Source organism: Pseudomonas sp. S49 (assembly GCF_009866785.1).
Taxonomy (GTDB): Bacteria; Pseudomonadota; Gammaproteobacteria; order Pseudomonadales; family Pseudomonadaceae; genus Aquipseudomonas.
Genome location: NZ_CP019432.1, coordinates 4,626,107 through 4,644,755, shown reverse-complemented (window position 1 = coordinate 4,644,755; position 18,649 = coordinate 4,626,107). Strand labels below are relative to the sequence as shown.

The 18,649-nt window shown below is 55.2% G+C and carries 13 protein-coding genes, 2 tRNA genes and 3 rRNA genes; 9 read left to right on the top strand and 9 right to left on the bottom strand.

From position 1 onward, the window contains the following. Nucleotide 1: 1 nt before the first annotated feature. A complete protein-coding gene (locus PspS49_RS20335) occupies nucleotides 2–283 on the bottom strand; it encodes a hypothetical protein (RefSeq protein ID WP_007917561.1) in 282 nt (93 codons plus the stop codon). A 168-nt stretch (nucleotides 284–451) separates the two neighbouring features. Next, entirely contained in the window at nucleotides 452–1,339 is an 888-nt protein-coding gene (gene rhtA, locus PspS49_RS20330; protein ID WP_160041233.1) for a threonine/homoserine exporter RhtA, read from the bottom strand. Nucleotides 1,340–1,949: 610 nt separating this feature from the next. Between rhtA and PspS49_RS20325 the strand changes: the two genes are divergently transcribed. The 6 genes from PspS49_RS20325 (at nucleotide 1,950) to mrdA (ending at nucleotide 9,284) form a co-directional block, all read left to right on the top strand. Further along, a 16S ribosomal RNA gene (locus tag PspS49_RS20325) occupies nucleotides 1,950–3,486 on the top strand. 123 nt (nucleotides 3,487–3,609) lie between these two features. Continuing rightward, nucleotides 3,610–3,686, top strand: a tRNA-Ile gene (locus tag PspS49_RS20320). A gap of 10 nt (nucleotides 3,687–3,696) precedes the next feature. Next, nucleotides 3,697–3,772: transfer RNA gene (locus PspS49_RS20315), tRNA-Ala, on the top strand. A gap of 234 nt (nucleotides 3,773–4,006) precedes the next feature. After that, nucleotides 4,007–6,900: ribosomal RNA gene (locus tag PspS49_RS20310) — 23S ribosomal RNA — on the top strand. Nucleotides 6,901–7,053: 153 nt separating this feature from the next. Further along, nucleotides 7,054–7,169: ribosomal RNA gene (rrf, locus tag PspS49_RS20305) — 5S ribosomal RNA — on the top strand. Together the 16S, 23S and 5S rRNA genes with 2 tRNA genes alongside form the textbook arrangement of a ribosomal RNA operon. A 222-nt stretch (nucleotides 7,170–7,391) precedes the next feature. Continuing rightward, a complete protein-coding gene (gene mrdA / locus PspS49_RS20300; RefSeq protein ID WP_116030939.1) occupies nucleotides 7,392–9,284 on the top strand; it encodes a penicillin-binding protein 2 in 1,893 nt (630 codons plus the stop codon). Nucleotides 9,285–9,342: 58 nt separating this feature from the next. On the opposite strand, the gene PspS49_RS20295 is transcribed toward mrdA, so the two are convergent. The 4 genes from PspS49_RS20295 to PspS49_RS20280 all read right to left on the bottom strand — a co-directional run bounded on the left by PspS49_RS20295 (nucleotide 9,343) and on the right by PspS49_RS20280 (nucleotide 11,869). Then, entirely contained in the window at nucleotides 9,343–10,014 is a 672-nt protein-coding gene (locus tag PspS49_RS20295) for a hypothetical protein (protein ID WP_127929171.1), read from the bottom strand. Between the two features lie 84 nt (nucleotides 10,015–10,098). Continuing rightward, nucleotides 10,099–10,305 carry a helix-turn-helix transcriptional regulator gene (locus tag PspS49_RS20290; protein WP_003226632.1) on the bottom strand — a complete coding sequence of 69 codons (207 nt, stop codon included), beginning with the start codon at nucleotides 10,303–10,305 and terminating at the stop codon, nucleotides 10,099–10,101. Nucleotides 10,306–10,314: 9 nt separating this feature from the next. Next, the gene (locus PspS49_RS20285) at nucleotides 10,315–10,920 is read right to left on the bottom strand and encodes a hypothetical protein (protein WP_160041231.1); all 606 of its coding nucleotides are present in this window, start codon (nucleotides 10,918–10,920) and stop codon (nucleotides 10,315–10,317) included. A gap of 307 nt (nucleotides 10,921–11,227) precedes the next feature. Then, complete coding sequence (locus PspS49_RS20280; RefSeq protein WP_224794702.1) at nucleotides 11,228–11,869, bottom strand: NAD(P)H-dependent oxidoreductase; 642 nt, start codon at nucleotides 11,867–11,869, stop codon at nucleotides 11,228–11,230. A 111-nt stretch (nucleotides 11,870–11,980) separates the two neighbouring features. Between PspS49_RS20280 and PspS49_RS20275 the strand changes: the two genes are divergently transcribed. Continuing rightward, nucleotides 11,981–12,421, top strand: a complete 441-nt coding sequence (locus PspS49_RS20275; RefSeq protein ID WP_150776640.1) for a MerR family transcriptional regulator — start codon at nucleotides 11,981–11,983, stop codon at nucleotides 12,419–12,421. A 72-nt stretch (nucleotides 12,422–12,493) separates the two neighbouring features. On the opposite strand, the gene PspS49_RS20270 is transcribed toward PspS49_RS20275, so the two are convergent. Beyond that, nucleotides 12,494–12,898, bottom strand: a complete 405-nt coding sequence (locus tag PspS49_RS20270) for a lysozyme inhibitor LprI family protein (protein ID WP_016983718.1) — start codon at nucleotides 12,896–12,898, stop codon at nucleotides 12,494–12,496. A gap of 56 nt (nucleotides 12,899–12,954) precedes the next feature. Beyond that, nucleotides 12,955–13,875 (bottom strand): ADP-ribosylglycohydrolase family protein, encoded by a 921-nt coding sequence (locus tag PspS49_RS20265; RefSeq protein WP_127929167.1) that lies wholly within the window; start codon nucleotides 13,873–13,875, stop codon nucleotides 12,955–12,957. Between the two features lie 198 nt (nucleotides 13,876–14,073). Between PspS49_RS20265 and PspS49_RS20260 the strand changes: the two genes are divergently transcribed. Both PspS49_RS20260 and PspS49_RS20255 read left to right on the top strand, forming a co-directional pair. Beyond that, nucleotides 14,074–14,562, top strand: a complete 489-nt coding sequence (locus tag PspS49_RS20260; protein WP_127929166.1) for an SRPBCC family protein — start codon at nucleotides 14,074–14,076, stop codon at nucleotides 14,560–14,562. Beyond that, nucleotides 14,552–15,364, top strand: a complete 813-nt coding sequence (locus PspS49_RS20255; protein ID WP_174245073.1) for an aminoglycoside phosphotransferase family protein — start codon at nucleotides 14,552–14,554, stop codon at nucleotides 15,362–15,364. Before PspS49_RS20260 ends, PspS49_RS20255 begins: the two co-directional genes overlap by 11 nt. 325 nt (nucleotides 15,365–15,689) lie before the next feature. On the opposite strand, the gene acnA is transcribed toward PspS49_RS20255, so the two are convergent. After that, entirely contained in the window at nucleotides 15,690–18,431 is a 2,742-nt protein-coding gene (gene acnA / locus PspS49_RS20250; protein WP_160041227.1) for an aconitate hydratase AcnA, read from the bottom strand. Between the last annotated feature and the right edge of the window lie 218 nt (nucleotides 18,432–18,649).

Below are 18,649 nucleotides of genomic sequence, written 5' to 3'. Positions count from 1 at the left end.
TCTATTTACAGATGACAATCATGCTGCGACTGGTGTAACCCGCAGGATTGAGACCGAACGGGTAATCGCCGGGTTCTTCCACGGCGTCACCGGACTTGGCGATGACCTTGTAGCCTTTCGGCAAGCAGGCATTGGCGGCACTGGCGTAGCACTTGTCCCAGGAGGACGATAGCCCTGAACAGTTGATGTGCAGCCCTTTTTTCCCGCGTTTTACCTGAGTTTCCGAAGTCGCCGCACAACCCGCAACAGCCAGTATGGCGATCAGTATCAAAATTCGTTTCATTACCGTCCTTATAGCGGCCACGAGTCTAACGCTCGGGTTTGCCTGTGTTCGCGTGCGCTCTAAGCTTTTTGAAGTCCCTGTCCGAAAAAATCCATGTCTGGCATTGGGTTACGGGTCTAAACATGGCCTAAATGTGCGCCAATTGCCAGACCTTCGTCAAAACCTCTTTCAATCAGCCGCGATTGCGGGTTTCGCAGCACTGCCCATCGTCATGGTTGCGCCGACGGACGCCAGAATAATGCACAGGATCGCCATCCATTGTGACAGCGTGAGGAATTCATGCAGAAACAACAGTCCTGATAACGCGCCGAAGGCCGGTTCGATACTCATCAATGTGCCAAAGGTGCGTGCCGGCATCCGGGTCAGGGCGACCATCTCCAGCGTGTAAGGCAGGGCGGTGGACAGAATGGCGACACCAATGGCAATCGGGATCAACGAGGGGGTCAAAAGGGCTGCACCAGCATGCACGATGCCGATAGGAGCGACGAACAACGCCGCGATCATCACCCCCAACGCTGCAGTCGTGATTCCGTTATCGGCGCCGGCCTTCTGGCCGAACAGAATATATAGCGCCCAGCAAGCACCCGCTCCCAGCGCATACCCGGCGCCCATCAGGTCGATTCCAGCACTGGTCGCGCCTGTTGGAATCAGCAACATCAAGCCGACAGCGGCCAAGGCGATCCAGACAAAGTCGATGGCACGGCGGGAAGCATAGATGGCGACGGCCAGTGGCCCGGTAAATTCGAGTGCGACGGCAATACCCAGCGGAACCGTGCGCAATGACATATAGAAGAGGAAGTTCATTCCGCCCAATGCCATCCCGTAGACGACGACCGTGCGCAGCGATTTGGCCGTAAGCTTGGCTCGCCAGGGACGCAGGATTAACAGCATGATCACGCTGGCAAAGATCAGGCGCAGTGTGGTGGTTCCCTGAGCGCCGACGATGGGAAACATGCTTTTGGCCAGTGAGGCACCGGACTGGATCGACGCCATGGCTATTAATAGCAGGCCAACCGGGAACAACATTGAGGCAAGAGAGCGTGGCTGGTCATTCATTGCGTGGCATCGTCCGAGGTAAGAACAAGGTTTTGTTTTGTTATTGGGCAATATACTGCGCATTCGTTGCGGTTACGTCTATATAGAGAAGGCTTTTTCCCAGTATCGATAGAAAACTGAAATTAACGGTTGACGGCAGATTTGAGATGTCTATAATTCGCCCCACTTCCGGCGCAGTCGAAACGGAAAACTCCTTGAGATTCAATGAGTTATGTAGGTTTCGGCAGCAGGTTGCTTCAGTTCATCGAAGCCAGAAGGAAGTTGAAAAAGAGGTGTTGACAGCAGCGTGTAACGCTGTAGAATTCGCCTCCCGCTGACGAGAGATCGGAAGCGCAAGTGGTTGAAGTTGTTGAAGAATTCTTCGAAAACTTCTGAAAATAATCACTTGACAGCAAATGAGGCTGCTGTAGAATGCGCGCCTCGGTTGAGACGAAAGATCTTAACCAACCGCTCTTTAACAACTGAATCAAGCAATTCGTGTGGGTGCTTGTGGAGTCAGACTGATAGTCAACAAGATTATCAGCATCACAAGTTACTCCGCGAGAAATCAAAGGTGTAACCAACGATTGCTGAGCCAAGTTTAGGGTTTCTTAAAAACCCAGAGATGTTTGAACTGAAGAGTTTGATCATGGCTCAGATTGAACGCTGGCGGCAGGCCTAACACATGCAAGTCGAGCGGATGAGAGGAGCTTGCTCCTGGATTCAGCGGCGGACGGGTGAGTAATGCCTAGGAATCTGCCTGGTAGTGGGGGACAACGTTTCGAAAGGAACGCTAATACCGCATACGTCCTACGGGAGAAAGCAGGGGACCTTCGGGCCTTGCGCTATCAGATGAGCCTAGGTCGGATTAGCTAGTTGGTGAGGTAATGGCTCACCAAGGCGACGATCCGTAACTGGTCTGAGAGGATGATCAGTCACACTGGAACTGAGACACGGTCCAGACTCCTACGGGAGGCAGCAGTGGGGAATATTGGACAATGGGCGAAAGCCTGATCCAGCCATGCCGCGTGTGTGAAGAAGGTCTTCGGATTGTAAAGCACTTTAAGTTGGGAGGAAGGGTTGTAGATTAATACTCTGCAATTTTGACGTTACCGACAGAATAAGCACCGGCTAACTCTGTGCCAGCAGCCGCGGTAATACAGAGGGTGCAAGCGTTAATCGGAATTACTGGGCGTAAAGCGCGCGTAGGTGGTTCGTTAAGTTGGATGTGAAATCCCCGGGCTCAACCTGGGAACTGCATTCAAAACTGTCGAGCTAGAGTATGGTAGAGGGTGGTGGAATTTCCTGTGTAGCGGTGAAATGCGTAGATATAGGAAGGAACACCAGTGGCGAAGGCGACCACCTGGACTGATACTGACACTGAGGTGCGAAAGCGTGGGGAGCAAACAGGATTAGATACCCTGGTAGTCCACGCCGTAAACGATGTCAACTAGCCGTTGGGAGCCTTGAGCTCTTAGTGGCGCAGCTAACGCATTAAGTTGACCGCCTGGGGAGTACGGCCGCAAGGTTAAAACTCAAATGAATTGACGGGGGCCCGCACAAGCGGTGGAGCATGTGGTTTAATTCGAAGCAACGCGAAGAACCTTACCAGGCCTTGACATCCAATGAACTTTCCAGAGATGGATTGGTGCCTTCGGGAACATTGAGACAGGTGCTGCATGGCTGTCGTCAGCTCGTGTCGTGAGATGTTGGGTTAAGTCCCGTAACGAGCGCAACCCTTGTCCTTAGTTACCAGCACGTTATGGTGGGCACTCTAAGGAGACTGCCGGTGACAAACCGGAGGAAGGTGGGGATGACGTCAAGTCATCATGGCCCTTACGGCCTGGGCTACACACGTGCTACAATGGTCGGTACAAAGGGTTGCCAAGCCGCGAGGTGGAGCTAATCCCATAAAACCGATCGTAGTCCGGATCGCAGTCTGCAACTCGACTGCGTGAAGTCGGAATCGCTAGTAATCGTGAATCAGAATGTCACGGTGAATACGTTCCCGGGCCTTGTACACACCGCCCGTCACACCATGGGAGTGGGTTGCACCAGAAGTAGCTAGTCTAACCTTCGGGAGGACGGTTACCACGGTGTGATTCATGACTGGGGTGAAGTCGTAACAAGGTAGCCGTAGGGGAACCTGCGGCTGGATCACCTCCTTAATCGACGACATCAGCTGCTCCATAAGTTCCCACACGAATTGCTTGATTCATTGAAGAAGACGATAGAAGCAGCTTTAAGCTCCAAGCTGATAGCTCCAAGCTAACAGTTACGCGCTCGAAATTGGGTCTGTAGCTCAGTTGGTTAGAGCGCACCCCTGATAAGGGTGAGGTCGGCAGTTCGAATCTGCCCAGACCCACCAATTTTGTTATGGGGCCATAGCTCAGCTGGGAGAGCGCCTGCCTTGCACGCAGGAGGTCAACGGTTCGATCCCGTTTGGCTCCACCATATAACTGCTTCTGAAAGCTTAGAAATGAGTATTCCATTGAGAATATTGATTTCTAGTCTTTTGATTAGATCGTTCTTTAAAAATTTGGGTATGTGATAGAAAGATAGACTGAACGTTACTTTCACTGGTAACGGATCAGGCTAAGGTAAAATTTGTGAGTTCTCTTAATTGAGAAATTCGAATTTTCGGCGAATGTCGTCTTCACAGTATAACCAGATTGCTTGGGGTTATATGGTCAAGTGAAGAAGCGCATACGGTGGATGCCTTGGCAGTCAGAGGCGATGAAAGACGTGGTAGCCTGCGAAAAGCTTCGGGGAGTCGGCAAACAGACTTTGATCCGGAGATGTCTGAATGGGGGAACCCAGCCATCATAAGATGGTTATCTTGTACTGAATACATAGGTGCAAGAGGCGAACCAGGGGAACTGAAACATCTAAGTACCCTGAGGAAAAGAAATCAACCGAGATTCCCTTAGTAGTGGCGAGCGAACGGGGACTAGCCCTTAAGTGGCTTTGAGATTAGCGGAACGCTCTGGAAAGTGCGGCCATAGTGGGTGATAGCCCTGTACGCGAAAATCTCTTGGTCATGAAATCGAGTAGGACGGAGCACGAGAAACTTTGTCTGAATATGGGGGGACCATCCTCCAAGGCTAAATACTACTGACTGACCGATAGTGAACTAGTACCGTGAGGGAAAGGCGAAAAGAACCCCGGAGAGGGGAGTGAAATAGATCCTGAAACCGTATGCGTACAAGCAGTGGGAGCAGACTTTGTTCTGTGACTGCGTACCTTTTGTATAATGGGTCAGCGACTTATTTTCAGTGGCGAGCTTAACCGAATAGGGGAGGCGTAGCGAAAGCGAGTCTTAATAGGGCGTCTAGTCGCTGGGAATAGACCCGAAACCGGGCGATCTATCCATGGGCAGGTTGAAGGTTGGGTAACACTAACTGGAGGACCGAACCGACTACCGTTGAAAAGTTAGCGGATGACCTGTGGATCGGAGTGAAAGGCTAATCAAGCTCGGAGATAGCTGGTTCTCCTCGAAAGCTATTTAGGTAGCGCCTCATGTATCACTGTAGGGGGTAGAGCACTGTTTCGGCTAGGGGGTCATCCCGACTTACCAAACCGATGCAAACTCCGAATACCTACAAGTGCCGAGCATGGGAGACACACGGCGGGTGCTAACGTCCGTCGTGAAAAGGGAAACAACCCAGACCGTCAGCTAAGGTCCCAAAGTTATGGTTAAGTGGGAAACGATGTGGGAAGGCTTAGACAGCTAGGAGGTTGGCTTAGAAGCAGCCACCCTTTAAAGAAAGCGTAATAGCTCACTAGTCGAGTCGGCCTGCGCGGAAGATGTAACGGGGCTCAAACCATACACCGAAGCTACGGGTATCACCTTCGGGTGATGCGGTAGAGGAGCGTTCTGTAAGCCTGTGAAGGTGAGTTGAGAAGCTTGCTGGAGGTATCAGAAGTGCGAATGCTGACATGAGTAACGACAATGGGTGTGAAAAACACCCACGCCGAAAGACCAAGGTTTCCTGCGCAACGTTAATCGACGCAGGGTTAGTCGGTCCCTAAGGCGAGGCTGAAAAGCGTAGTCGATGGAAAACAGGTTAATATTCCTGTACTTCTGGTTATTGCGATGGAGGGACGGAGAAGGCTAGGCCAGCTTGGCGTTGGTTGTCCAAGTTTAAGGTGGTAGGCTGAGATCTTAGGTAAATCCGGGATCTTAAGGCCGAGAGCTGATGACGAGTGTTCTTTTAGAACACGAAGTGGTTGATGCCATGCTTCCAAGAAAAGCTTCTAAGCTTCAGGTAACCAGGAACCGTACCCCAAACCGACACAGGTGGTTGGGTAGAGAATACCAAGGCGCTTGAGAGAACTCGGGTGAAGGAACTAGGCAAAATGGCACCGTAACTTCGGGAGAAGGTGCGCCGGTGAGGGTGAAGGACTTGCTCCGTAAGCTCATGCCGGTCGAAGATACCAGGCCGCTGCGACTGTTTATTAAAAACACAGCACTCTGCAAACACGAAAGTGGACGTATAGGGTGTGACGCCTGCCCGGTGCCGGAAGGTTAATTGATGGGGTTAGCTAACGCGAAGCTCTTGATCGAAGCCCCGGTAAACGGCGGCCGTAACTATAACGGTCCTAAGGTAGCGAAATTCCTTGTCGGGTAAGTTCCGACCTGCACGAATGGCGTAACGATGGCGGCGCTGTCTCCACCCGAGACTCAGTGAAATTGAAATCGCTGTGAAGATGCAGTGTATCCGCGGCTAGACGGAAAGACCCCGTGAACCTTTACTATAGCTTTGCACTGGACTTTGAATTTGCTTGTGTAGGATAGGTGGGAGGCTTTGAAGCGTGGACGCCAGTTCGCGTGGAGCCATCCTTGAAATACCACCCTGGCAACTTTGAGGTTCTAACTCAGGTCCGTTATCCGGATCGAGGACAGTGTATGGTGGGTAGTTTGACTGGGGCGGTCTCCTCCTAAAGAGTAACGGAGGAGTACGAAGGTGCGCTCAGACCGGTCGGAAATCGGTCGTAGAGTATAAAGGCAAAAGCGCGCTTGACTGCGAGACAGACACGTCGAGCAGGTACGAAAGTAGGTCTTAGTGATCCGGTGGTTCTGTATGGAAGGGCCATCGCTCAACGGATAAAAGGTACTCCGGGGATAACAGGCTGATACCGCCCAAGAGTTCATATCGACGGCGGTGTTTGGCACCTCGATGTCGGCTCATCACATCCTGGGGCTGAAGCCGGTCCCAAGGGTATGGCTGTTCGCCATTTAAAGTGGTACGCGAGCTGGGTTTAGAACGTCGTGAGACAGTTCGGTCCCTATCTGCCGTGGACGTTTGAGATTTGAGAGGGGCTGCTCCTAGTACGAGAGGACCGGAGTGGACGAACCTCTGGTGTTCCGGTTGTCACGCCAGTGGCATTGCCGGGTAGCTATGTTCGGGAAAGATAACCGCTGAAAGCATCTAAGCGGGAAACTTGCCTCAAGATGAGATCTCACTGGAACCTTGAGTTCCCTGAAGGGCCGTCGAAGACTACGACGTTGATAGGTTGGGTGTGTAAGCGCTGTGAGGCGTTGAGCTAACCAATACTAATTGCCCGTGAGGCTTGACCATATAACACCCAAGCAATTTGCGTCGAAAGGCCAGATTGCGGTGTGTGAAGACGAAACGAACCGAAAGTTCGAATCTCACAAAAAACACCGAAAGCTGTCACATACCCAATTTGCTGAAGCGAGGCCACAAGGCCACGACTCAGTACCCGAATTTCTTGACGACCATAGAGCGTTGGAACCACCTGATCCCATCCCGAACTCAGCAGTGAAACGATGCATCGCCGATGGTAGTGTGGGGTTTCCCCATGTGAGAGTAGGTCATCGTCAAGATTAAATTCCGAAACCCCAATTGCGAAAGCAGTTGGGGTTTTGTTTTGCCCGCAGGAAAGTGTTCGCGGGACAACGCTGTCCCAACCGTCGCAAGAAATCGCCATTGGGGAAATTCCTTCTGAAGTGACCGGGCAGTTTTTGGTATGGTGCAGCTCGTTTTTTAACGGACTGATGTCATGCCCACGGATCGGCACTCATTTATGTCAAAGAGTTGCTGTAGAAATGCCTGAACCCATCCCGATCAAGGATCACGAAAAAGAGACGCGTCTGGTCAACAAACGGTTGATCGCCTGCGCCATGTTCGTCTTCGCCGTCAGCTGCGCCCTGGTCGTGCGCCTGTACATCCTGCAAGTGGTGGAGTTCGACTACCACTCGACCATCTCCGAAAACAACCGCGTCCACGTCTTGCCGATCCCGCCGACACGCGGCTTGATCTACGACCGCAATGGCGTGCTGCTCGCCGATAACCGCCCCAGTTTCAACCTGACCATCACCCGCGAACGCGCCACCGACGTCAATCAAGAACTGGACGAAGTCATCAACCTTCTGCACCTGCCAGCAGAAGATCGCACCGTCTTCGACAAGGCCATGAAGCAGTCCCGCCACCCATTCACGCCGGTGACGCTGTTCTATGAACTGACGGAAGAGCAAATCGCCGTACTGGCCGTCAACGAGTTCCGTCTCCCGGGCCTCGATGTCGAGCCGCAGTTCGTCCGCCATTACCCACTCGGCGCACATTTCGCCCACTCGATCGGCTACGTCGGCCGGATCAACGAGAAAGAATCCAAGAGCCTCGACTCGGTCGAGTACCGTGGTACCCAATCCATCGGTAAAACCGGTATCGAGCGTTTCTACGAAGCGCAGTTACACGGCCACGTCGGTTACGAAGAAGTGGAAACCAACGCTCAAGGTCGCGTACTCCGTGTTTTGAAACACACCGACCCGGTCCCCGGCCAGAACATCGTCCTGAGCCTCGACATCAAGCTGCAAGAGGCGGCCGAAGCCGCTCTGGGTGATCGTCGTGGTTCAGTGGTCGCGCTCGATCCTTCGACCGGTGAAGTGTTGGCCATGGTCAGCAATCCGAGTTTTGATCCGAATCTGTTCGTCACTGGCATCAGTTCCAAAGAATATTCGGCACTGCGAGACTCGATCGACCGTCCGCTGTTCAACCGCGTACTGCGCGGGCTCTACGCGCCAGGTTCGACGATCAAGCCAGAAGTGGCAATTGCCGGCCTCGACGCCGGTGTCGTGACGCCGCAGACCCGCGTTTTCGACCCCGGTTATTACCAACTCCCGGACTTCGATCACAAGTACCGCAACTGGAACCACAGCGGTGACGGCTGGGTGGACATGGACGCGGCGATCATGCGTTCCAACGACACCTACTTCTACGATCTGGCCCACAAGCTCGGTATCGATCGCCTGCACGATTACATGGCCATGTTCGGCCTCGGCGAGAAAGTCTCGCTGGACATGTTTGAAGAGTCGCCCGGTCTGATGCCATCGCAAGCGTGGAAGCGCGCAACGCGCCGCCAGGCCTGGTTCCCGGGCGAAACGGTCATCCTCGGCATTGGTCAGGGCTATATGCAGGTCACGCCGTTGCAACTGGCTCAAGCCACGGCGTTGATCGCCAACAAAGGCGTATGGAATCGTCCGCACCTGGCCAAGACCGTCGACGGTGTCGCTCCGGTTGACGAGCATCCGATGCCGAACATTCTGCTCAAGGATCCGCGTGACTGGGAGCAGGTCAACCACGGCATGCAGATGGTGATGCACGATGCCCGAGGCATCGCCCGCGCGGCAGCGGCCGGTGCGCAATATCGCATCGCTGGCAAGAGTGGTACGGCGCAAGTGGTGGCGATCAAGCAGGGCGAACGCTACAACCGTGAGAAAACCCTCGAACGGCACCGCGATAACGCCTTGTTTGTCGGTTTCGCCCCGGCCGAGCATCCGAAAATCGCGATTTCGGTGATGATCGAAAACGGTGAGGCCGGTGGTCGTGTCGCCGGTCCCGTGGTGCGGCAGATCATGGACGCCTGGCTGCTTGATCAGGACGGCCATCTCAAGCCGCAATATGCGGCGCCGACCAAGGCGCCGGGTGACCCGCACGTTTAACGGTTCACAGCCTCGGCTCATGCTGCTTGAGCCGAGACTGTGAGTTGTCCTGCAAAGCCTATTTGCAGCTGTAACCCTCGGGCATCGTGACGCTGTAGTTACGCTGTACGCGCTCCTCAAAGCTCAGGTTCTGCAAACCTTGCTCCACCAGAAACGCTTCGACCTTGGCGGACTGGCAGTCATCGTTATAGGACGAGGCCCGAAGCAGGTAGACCGTGCGTTTGCTGGCTTCATCCCGGGCCGTGGCATTGAATGTACTGAGCGTGGTGTAACCGGTTCGCTCCGAGGTACCTATCGGGCCGTAGGTCGTGTTGGGTGTACTGGTGCAGGTCAGTCGGTCGTCCTTTTTCTTGCTGTTCTTGCACACGGTAGAGGTGCTGGTCGGCACGTGCCCATACTCGGTGGCGGTATAACGATAAGTCACCTGTCGACTGCCAATATCGAGGCTGACCGTCATGTTTATCGGCGCATGGTTCTTTGGCAGGCTGGCGTCGGTGTAGACCTCCCGGTAGCCCCGGTCTTTCAGCGCGTTAACCATGTCGCGAAGATAGTAGCGGGCATTCAGAGAGTTTTCGTCGCTGCCGCCTGCTGATGTCACAAGCACAGTTGCCTTTCGATCAAATTGATAGTCCGGATCAGGTGTCGCATTTAACGCTACGTCCAATTGTGTCGCGCAGCCGCTGATCAACGCTGTCAGCAACAACAGCGCGCAAAGTAAAAACCGGGTCATGACAAAGTCGCCTTACAACCAAGGATTGAATAAAAGGTAAACGGTGGGGACTGGCGGTAATTAACTCGCGTTTATGCGCAAGGCTCAGTCTTTCTGGTATTCCAGCAGATCGCCAGGCTGGCAATCGAGTGCGGCGCAGAGTTTGTCCAGGGTGGCCATCTTCACGCCCTTGACCTTGCCATTTTTCAGTAACGACAGGTTGGCCTCGGTAATGCCCAGCAGCGCAGCTAACTCTTTCGAGCGAATTTTTTGCGTGGCCATGACAACGTCAAGGCGGACGATAATGGTCATTGTCTTGTTCTATATGTATTGACTTTGCTCATCGCTGAGTACTTTTGCGTCACGCATGATAATTGAAAACAAACAGAGCAAAACCCCTTTGATGATCTCGTAGGCCGACGAGGAAGACAGGCCAATCGAGAACTGAAAAATGCGCTCCCCAGGGGGCAGATCGATAGACAGCGTCAAACCTTGCAAGGTCTCTACCAGCGGGTAGGTTGCAGGAGAAATGATGCACAGAATCCCCACTCGCCAAAGAACCCTGATATTGCGCTCGGTCCAGGTTTCACCGCGGGACAAGCGCAGGAAAAACAGGCCTGTCAGCCAGAGCACGTAAGTCGAGAGCAGAACGGGCAGGAAATCCAAAGAGATGAGCAGTGCGGTGACCAGTGGTGAGAGCCATGTGTCGGGCGCAAGTAGTGCGCCTTCGACAAACGGGTCAAGCAATTGCGGTGAGTTTTTAGCAAAGGCGTAAAGCAGAGCCGCGAGCATTTCATCCGTTTTGAAGAACCAGATCGATGCGTTGCCACCGACCTCGGTCACCCCTAAAACCCAGACAAGAATCGCTGCCAGTAATCCGACCCAATGCATGCGCTGCAGTGCCAATCCGTTGTTACGAGTACTCATGAAAAATCCTTGCGGTGCCATTGGGAATGACTAATTCTCGATGTTAAATTATCGAATGGCAATAATAAATTGTTCTTGTTTTGTTAAGAGCACAGGTGGAATCGAGTGCGGGGGCCACAGAGTGAACCTCTGTTTCATCGATCTGGGGGGATTTCAATGTCGATTTGCTCTCGAATTCAAAACAAGTCGAGCGCAGAGGAGGGACGCGATCCACTCGGTGGCCGCTGGTATCGATGAGGGGTTCAGGGATTGATTAGAGCGGGCACACACGCTAGAGGCATGCTTCAGTCGCCCGCTCTTACCGGGGTTACTTGATCTCGGTAACAAAGTTTTCCCGCGAGCGGCGCACCTTTTTCAGGTTGACCAACCAGTCTCCCTCAGTGGCTCTATGCCCCAACGGCAGAATCACCACACTGCGCAAGTTGCGAGCCGAGAGCCCGAGGATCTCATCGATGGCTGCCGGGTCGAAACCTTCCATCGGTGTGGCATCGACTTCTTCAAACGCTGCGGCGATCAAAGCTGAGCCCAAACCGATGTAAGCCTGTCGCGCAGCCGCCTGATAATTGGCTTCCTTGCCACGTCCCGCGACAATACCCAAGAGCATCTGACGGTAATTTTCCCATCCTTCGTTAACCGTCCCGCGTACTTCATTGGTCAGGTCAAACATCATGTTGACTCGCTCCGCAGTGATGTCGTCCCACGCGGCGAACACCAGCAAATGAGAGCAGTCGGTAACCTGCTGCTGATTCCAGCTGACGGCTTTGATCTTTTCGCGAATCTCTGCGTTAGTCACTACGAGCAATTCAAAAGGCTGCAGTCCACTTGATGTCGGCGTTAACCGCACCGCTTCCAGAATGCGCTCGATTTTTTCATCGGACACCGTCCGGGAAGGGTCGTACTTTTTCGTTGCGTAGCGCCATTTCAGCAGGTCTGTCAGTGTGCTCATCATCAAATTCCGTAAAGGTGAAAGATGTTCAGGTGGGTCAATAACGACTGGCTGTCGTGCTGAGCCTGGGCTTATGCTAACGATTAAAGCCAACTTGAAGGTCAAGCAGTTTTTATGAAGATTGGAGAAGTTTCCAAGCGCACCGGTGTTGCCGCTTCGGCCATTCGCTATTACGAGGAACAAGGGTTACTGGAGCCTTCTACCCGTGACGCCAATGGATATCGCCACTACGCCGAGGCAGCTGTTGCACGATTGATACTGGTGCGCGACGCGCAACGGCTTGGTTTTTCTCTCGAGACCATTCGCGGTCTGTTCTTGCAGGATGGCAGTTGTTCGAAATCGCTGACCATCGAGCAAATCGATATCCGTATGGATGAGATACGCCAGATCGAGGCCAACCTGGCGATGCAACGTGAGGGATTGTTGCGGCTACGGCATGTGCTTGAGGAAAGTTTGCGCAGTGGTGCTCCTGTCGTGTGCGCGAGTGTGCACAGGGCCGAGTCGTATCGGCCTGAGCAGAACATGATCACGCGCAACGCATTGCACGGGCGTTGACCCACATTTGAAATGCGTTCCAATGTGGGAGCGAGCCTGCTCGCGAAAGATCCCTCAAAACCGCGGCAAAAATCAGGCCCCGGGCACCGGGCAGCTCATGTCACCTTCTTCACACTTCAAATACTGTTTCAGCGCCTCAACCCGGACCTTGGTCACGCCGGTCAGGCAACTGCTGTAAACCCACGGATAAACGCTCCCGCCCGTTACCCCGGACGATGAAAACTTGCACTCGGCATCCCGAAACCCCAGCCACGCCCGTTGCGCACTGACCAACAGCTTCTTGCCATCCGGGTTGTCCTTCAAACGTCCGGTGATCTGCTGATAAACCGCGTTCAACTCCTTGTCCGCCGCTTTGAAGTCCTGCCCGGCACACTGATTCATTGTCGCCTGGTCGCTGGCATTGGCGCAGTCGACGGCAGCGTGGGCGAGGGGAGTGAACAGGAAGGGTGTCAGGGCCAGAAGCAGGCGTGGGGACATAGTCAAATCTCGCTGTATCAAAGTAAGTGCCGAGCAGTGTAGCGGCTGCGTCGCGCTTATTCAGGCGCGCGCATTCGGGAAGCCGCAAGCAAACGGTCGGCGGTCGCCGCAATCTCTTCAACGTCGTGCAGCTTTTCCAGCCAGTGTTCAGGAATCCCCCGCACGCCGTAATAGGCGCCGGCCAATTGGCCGGTGATCGCGGCGGTGGTATCGGCGTCATCGCCCAGGTTGGCCGCGCGCAAAATGGCCGCTTCGAAGCTGTCCGTGTGGTGAAAGCACCACAACGCCGCTTCCAGCGACTGCACGCTGTAGCCACTACCTTTGATGTCTGCCTCGGACAGACCGAGGAAATCGCCACGCCCAATGGAAGCAACCTTGGGTTGCGAGAAGCTGGCACGTGGCAGCTGACGCAGTTCTGCTTTGCTCGCGCCTTCAAGCGCGCAGGCGATCAACCCGGCCAGCAATTGGCAGCATTCGATGGCTTCAGGTGCTGCGTGGGTGGTTCGCGAACTGTCGGCGGCGAAGCTCTGGATTTTCCGGGCGTCGGGAAAGTAGAACAGCACCACCGGCACCAGACGCATCAGCGAGCCGTTACCGGCGCTGTACGGGTCGGTCGAGCCGGCGAAGGGATCAGCGGTTTGTTGATATTGCGCCAGCGCCTGACTGACGGTCATGCCGATATCGAAACACTCACCGGTCGAGCTGAGATAGCCCCATTGCCACCAGTTGAGGTAGCGGCCCATCTGATCAGCGGCATTGAATCCATTTTTGTTCAGCAAGCTTTCCGCCAGACACAGCGCCATCGAGGTGTCATCGGTCCACTGTCCTGGCTTGAGGTGGAACGGGCCACCGCCGACCATATCGGTCAACGGTTGGAATGATCCCCGTGGTTTGAACTCAACCGTAGTACCTACAGCGTCGCCGCATGCCAGACCAAGCAGGGCACCGCGGTAACGTTCGGCGAGGGATGGCGGCATGATTCGTCCTTGTTGATTCAAATTCGCTGGTAAAGGTAACAGTTTCGTTGGGCGAAGGGGGGGGTGGATCCATCACTGCACCGGTCAGAAAACTGCAGCTTGATGTTTCCTTGCTGATGAATGACTGCACCGCTCTGATACAACTTCACATTGGACATGTGGTCATACAGGCCTAGTGTTCAGAACAGGAGGTGACGTATGAAACCAGTACCCAATAGTTTCGAACGCAAGATCACGCTCAAGGCGCCGCGTTCGCATGTCTGGCGTGCATTGGTCGATGCCGAGGCGTTTGGCCAGTGGTTTGGTGTGGCGCTGGAAGGACGGCGGTTTATTGCTGGTGAATGGACGCAAGGGCAGGTCACGTATCCGGGTTATGAACATGTGTTGTGGAATGTGCTGATCGAGCGGGTCGAGCCGCAGCAGTTGTTTTCGTTTCGCTGGCATCCGTATGCGGTGAACCCGAAAATCGACTACTCCCAGGAGCCGACCACGCTGGTCAGGTTCGAGCTGCAGGATTTCGAGGAGGGAACGTTGCTCAAGGTGTCTGAATCAGGCTTCGCGCACATTCCCGACATTCGCCAGAAAGAGGCGTATTACATGGACAGCCGTGGCTGGGAAGAACAGTTGAGCCGACTCGAACAGTTTCTTGCCGAGAGCGCCAAAGCCAGGGAGCGTGATGGCGGCTGATCTTTTCCAGCCGTGGCTGCAACGCTGGTCATTAGTGACGGACGGCGCACCGATCATCACGCTTGGCAGCCGACTGCTGCCGGTACGCCTGAACGACAAGCCTGCCATGCTCAAGGTGGCGCTGGATGTCGACGAGAAGCACGGCAATCGATTGATGACCTGGTGGGAGGGTGACGGCGCTGCGCAAGTGTTGGCGCACCACGAGGATGGCCTGTTGATGGAGCGTGCCATGGGCCGACGCTCGCTGATGCACATGGCGCAGAATGGCGAAGACGACGAGGCAAGCCGGATTCTCTGTTCGGCGCTGTCGCGATTGCATGCGCCACGTCCGACACAGCCACCGCCGCTGTTGGAGTTGGGGCCATGGTTTGCGTCGCTGCGCATCGCAGCGGCCCGACATGGCGGCCTCTATACCCTGAGCCTGCAAACCGCCGAAGCCCTGCTCGCCGATCCACAGGATGTCGTAGTGCTGCACGGCGACATGCATCACGACAATGTGCTGGATTTCGAATCGCGCGGCTGGCTGGCTATTGATCCGAAACGAGTCAGGGGCGAGCGCGGTTTTGACTACGCCAACCTGATTTGCAACCCGGACTTGCCGACAGCCACCGATCCCCAACGCTTTCGTCGGCAGCTGGCTGTGATTGTCGAGGCTGCCGGACTGGATCGGCGGAGGCTGCTGCAATGGGTGCTGGCGTTTGCCGGTTTGTCCGCTGCGTGGTTTCTGGAGGATGACGCGCTGGAACAAGCTTCAGGGCAGCTGAAAGTCGCGCAGATTGCGGCTTCGATGCTTGATGCCTGACAGGGCTAAGGGTTTTCGGAAGGGTTGCTATGGCGAATGTCTTACACGCACTGGTAGCTTTTACGACTATTGCCGATTGGATCCACTGCGTAATCTACACACATCAACTGAGACACAGGGAGTGTTTCAGGATCACGGATGATCGACCATTTGCAAGGATCGCTGCCGACAGGGAGTCGATAATGGTCTTGGGAAAAACCCGCTTCGGCGGGTTTTTTTTCGCCTGTATGTAGGAGCTGCCGCAGGCTGCGATCTTTTGACTTTGGCTTTTAACAGCAAGATCAAAAGATCGCAGCCTGCGGCAGCTCCTACATTGGTATGTGCGTTACGAGGCGATCAACTGGCGCAGGACGTAATGCAAAATCCCGCCCGACTTGAAGTATTCAACCTCGTTCAACGTATCGATGCGGCACAACACCTCGATTTTCTCCTGACGCCCGTCCTCACGGGTGATTACCAGGGGCAGGTTCATCCGCGGTGTCAGCTCGACGCCGGTCAAACCCTGGATTTCAAAGGTTTCCTTGCCCGTCAGGTTGAGACTCTTGCGGTTCTGATCAAGCTTGAATTGCAGCGGCAACACGCCCATGCCCACCAGGTTGGAACGGTGAATTCGCTCGAAGCTTTCAGCGATCACCGCTTTCACGCCCAGTAAATTGGTGCCTTTGGCCGCCCAGTCGCGACTGGAACCGGTGCCGTATTCTTGCCCGGCAATCACCACCAATGGCGTGCCCGAAGCCTGATACTTCATCGCCGCATCGTAGATCGCCAGTTTCTCGCCGGTGGGAATGTAGATCGTGTTGCCACCTTCTTCGCCGCCAAGCATTTCGTTACGAATGCGGATATTGGCGAAGGTGCCGCGCATCATCACTTCATGATTGCCACGCCTTGAGCCGTAGGAGTTGAAGTCCCTTGGCTCGACGCCTTTTTCGCGCAGATAACGCCCGGCCGGGCTGTCAGCCTTGATGTTACCGGCAGGGGAGATGTGGTCGGTTGTGACTGAATCACCGAGCAGGGCCAATACCCGCGCACCTTTGACGTCCTTGATTTCCGGCAGCGGGCCGGAAATATCATCGAAAAACGGCGGATGTTGAATGTAAGTCGAATCATCCTGCCACACATACGTCGCCGCTTGCGGCACCTCAATGGCCTGCCATTGTTCATCACCGGCAAACACCTCGGCGTATTCCTTGTGGAACATCGCCGTGTTGACCTGACTGACCGCATCGGCGATCTCTTTGCTCGATGGCCAGATATCGCGCAGGTATACCGGATTACCTTGTTTGTCCTCGCCCAGCGGTTCGCTGCTGATATCGCTGCGCACGCTGCCGGCCAGAGCATAGGCGACGACCAGCGGTGGCGAGGCCAGCCAGTTGGTTTTCACCAGTGGATGCACGCGGCCTTCGAAGTTGCGGTTGCCGGACAGCACCGACGCCACGGTCAGGTCGGCTTTCTGGATGGCTTTCTCGATCGGCTCGGGCAGCGGCCCGGAGTTGCCGATGCAGGTGGTGCAGCCATAGCCGACCAGGGAAAACCCGAGCTGGTCGAGGTATTGCGTCAATCCCGCTGCCTTGTAGTAGTCGGTAACCACTTTTGAACCCGGTGCCAGCGAGCTCTTCACCCACGGTTTACGCGTCAGGCCTTTCTCCACGGCTTTCTTCGCCAGCAACCCGGCGGCCATCATTACGCTCGGGTTAGAGGTGTTGGTGCACGAAGTGATCGCAGCAATAACCACCGCACCGTTTTTCAGGCGATAGGTGTGGCCTTCGTATTCATATTCGGTTTCGCCGACCAGATCGGCATTGCCCACCGCGACACCGCCGCCGCCCTCACTTTCCAGGCGTCCTTCTTCTTTACTGGTGGGTTTGAATTGCAAGTCGATGAAGTCGCTGAAGGCTTGCGGTACATTCGGCAGCGAGACGCGATCCTGTGGACGTTTCGGTCCGGCCAGACTCGCTTCGACGCTGCCCATGTCCAGCGCCAGGCTGTCGGTGAAGACCGGTTCCTGACCGGGCAGACGCCACAAGCCCTGAGCCTTGGTGTAGGCCTCGACCAGTTTGACCACTTGCGGCGGCCGCCCGGACAGGCGCAGATATTCCAAAGTCACGTCGTCAACCGGGAAGAAGCCGCACGTCGCGCCATATTCCGGAGCCATGTTGGCGATGGTCGCGCGGTCGGCGAGCGGCAGATCAGCGAGGCCGTCACCGTAGAACTCGACGAATTTGCCGACCACGCCTTTCTTGCGCAGCATTTGCGTGACAGTCAGCACCAGGTCAGTGGCGGTAATGCCTTCCTTGAGCTTGCCGGTCAGTTTGAAACCGATCACCTCCGGAATCAGCATCGACACCGGTTGCCCGAGCATCGCCGCTTCCGCCTCGATCCCGCCGACGCCCCAGCCAAGAACGCCGAGGCCGTTGATCATGGTGGTGTGCGAGTCGGTGCCGACCAAGGTGTCGGGAAACGCGTAAGTGCGTCCGTCTTCATCTTTCGTCCACACGGTGCGCCCGAGGTATTCGAGGTTGACCTGGTGGCAGATACCGGTGCCCGGCGGCACCACGCTAAAGTTGTCGAAGGCGCTCTGGCCCCAACGCAGAAAGGCATAACGTTCGCCGTTGCGCTGCATTTCGATGTCGACGTTCTGCTCGAATGCGCTGGCGGTGGCGAACTTGTCGACCATTACCGAGTGGTCGATCACCAGATCCACCGGCGACAGCGGGTTGATTCGCTGCGGATCGCCGCCGGCCTTGGCCATCGCCGCACGCATGGCGGCAAGGTCGACCACGGCGGGCACGCCGGTAAAGTCTTGCATCAATACTCGGGCCGGGCGGTACTGGATTTCGCGGTCGGAGCGGCGCTCCTTGAGCCACGCGGCAAGCGCCTTGAGATCGGCGCCGGTGACAGTTTTTTCATCTTCCCAGCGCAGCAGGTTTTCCAGCAGGACTTTCAGCGACATTGGCAGCTTGTCGAGATCGCCCAGGCTCTTGGCGGCATCCGGCAAACTGAAATAGTGGTAGGTCTTGTCGTCGATTTGCAGGGTTTTGAGCGTTTTCAGGCTATCGAGGGACGGCATTACAATCACTCCTTTGAATCCGCACGGCTACGGATCGGGGGACGAATAGAGCTTTAAACCTAGCCCTGTTTTAGGTAGCTGGCTAATAACTGGACTCTATGGGCAAGTCCAAGGTTCCGACATCGGCTATCATGCGCCGGTTTTCGTGACAGGCTTTGCTTCAACGCAAGGCCTGAGCATCGCGCAGCGGCCGAATGATCGCCCGCTGCCCAGGAGTA

Coding starts and splice junctions, on each gene's coding strand:
- PspS49_RS20335 (WP_007917561.1), bottom strand. CDS start 283: ATGAAACGAATTTTGATACTGATCGCCATACTGGCTGTTGCGGGTTGT.
- rhtA (WP_160041233.1), bottom strand. CDS start 1,339: ATGAATGACCAGCCACGCTCTCTTGCCTCAATGTTGTTCCCGGTTGGC.
- mrdA (WP_116030939.1), top strand. CDS start 7,392: ATGCCTGAACCCATCCCGATCAAGGATCACGAAAAAGAGACGCGTCTG.
- PspS49_RS20295 (WP_127929171.1), bottom strand. CDS start 10,014: ATGACCCGGTTTTTACTTTGCGCGCTGTTGTTGCTGACAGCGTTGATC.
- PspS49_RS20290 (WP_003226632.1), bottom strand. CDS start 10,305: ATGACCATTATCGTCCGCCTTGACGTTGTCATGGCCACGCAAAAAATT.
- PspS49_RS20285 (WP_160041231.1), bottom strand. CDS start 10,920: ATGAGTACTCGTAACAACGGATTGGCACTGCAGCGCATGCATTGGGTC.
- PspS49_RS20280 (WP_224794702.1), bottom strand. CDS start 11,869: ATGATGAGCACACTGACAGACCTGCTGAAATGGCGCTACGCAACGAAA.
- PspS49_RS20275 (WP_150776640.1), top strand. CDS start 11,981: ATGAAGATTGGAGAAGTTTCCAAGCGCACCGGTGTTGCCGCTTCGGCC.
- PspS49_RS20270 (WP_016983718.1), bottom strand. CDS start 12,898: ATGTCCCCACGCCTGCTTCTGGCCCTGACACCCTTCCTGTTCACTCCC.
- PspS49_RS20265 (WP_127929167.1), bottom strand. CDS start 13,875: ATGCCGCCATCCCTCGCCGAACGTTACCGCGGTGCCCTGCTTGGTCTG.
- PspS49_RS20260 (WP_127929166.1), top strand. CDS start 14,074: ATGAAACCAGTACCCAATAGTTTCGAACGCAAGATCACGCTCAAGGCG.
- PspS49_RS20255 (WP_174245073.1), top strand. CDS start 14,552: ATGGCGGCTGATCTTTTCCAGCCGTGGCTGCAACGCTGGTCATTAGTG.
- acnA (WP_160041227.1), bottom strand. CDS start 18,431: ATGCCGTCCCTCGATAGCCTGAAAACGCTCAAAACCCTGCAAATCGAC.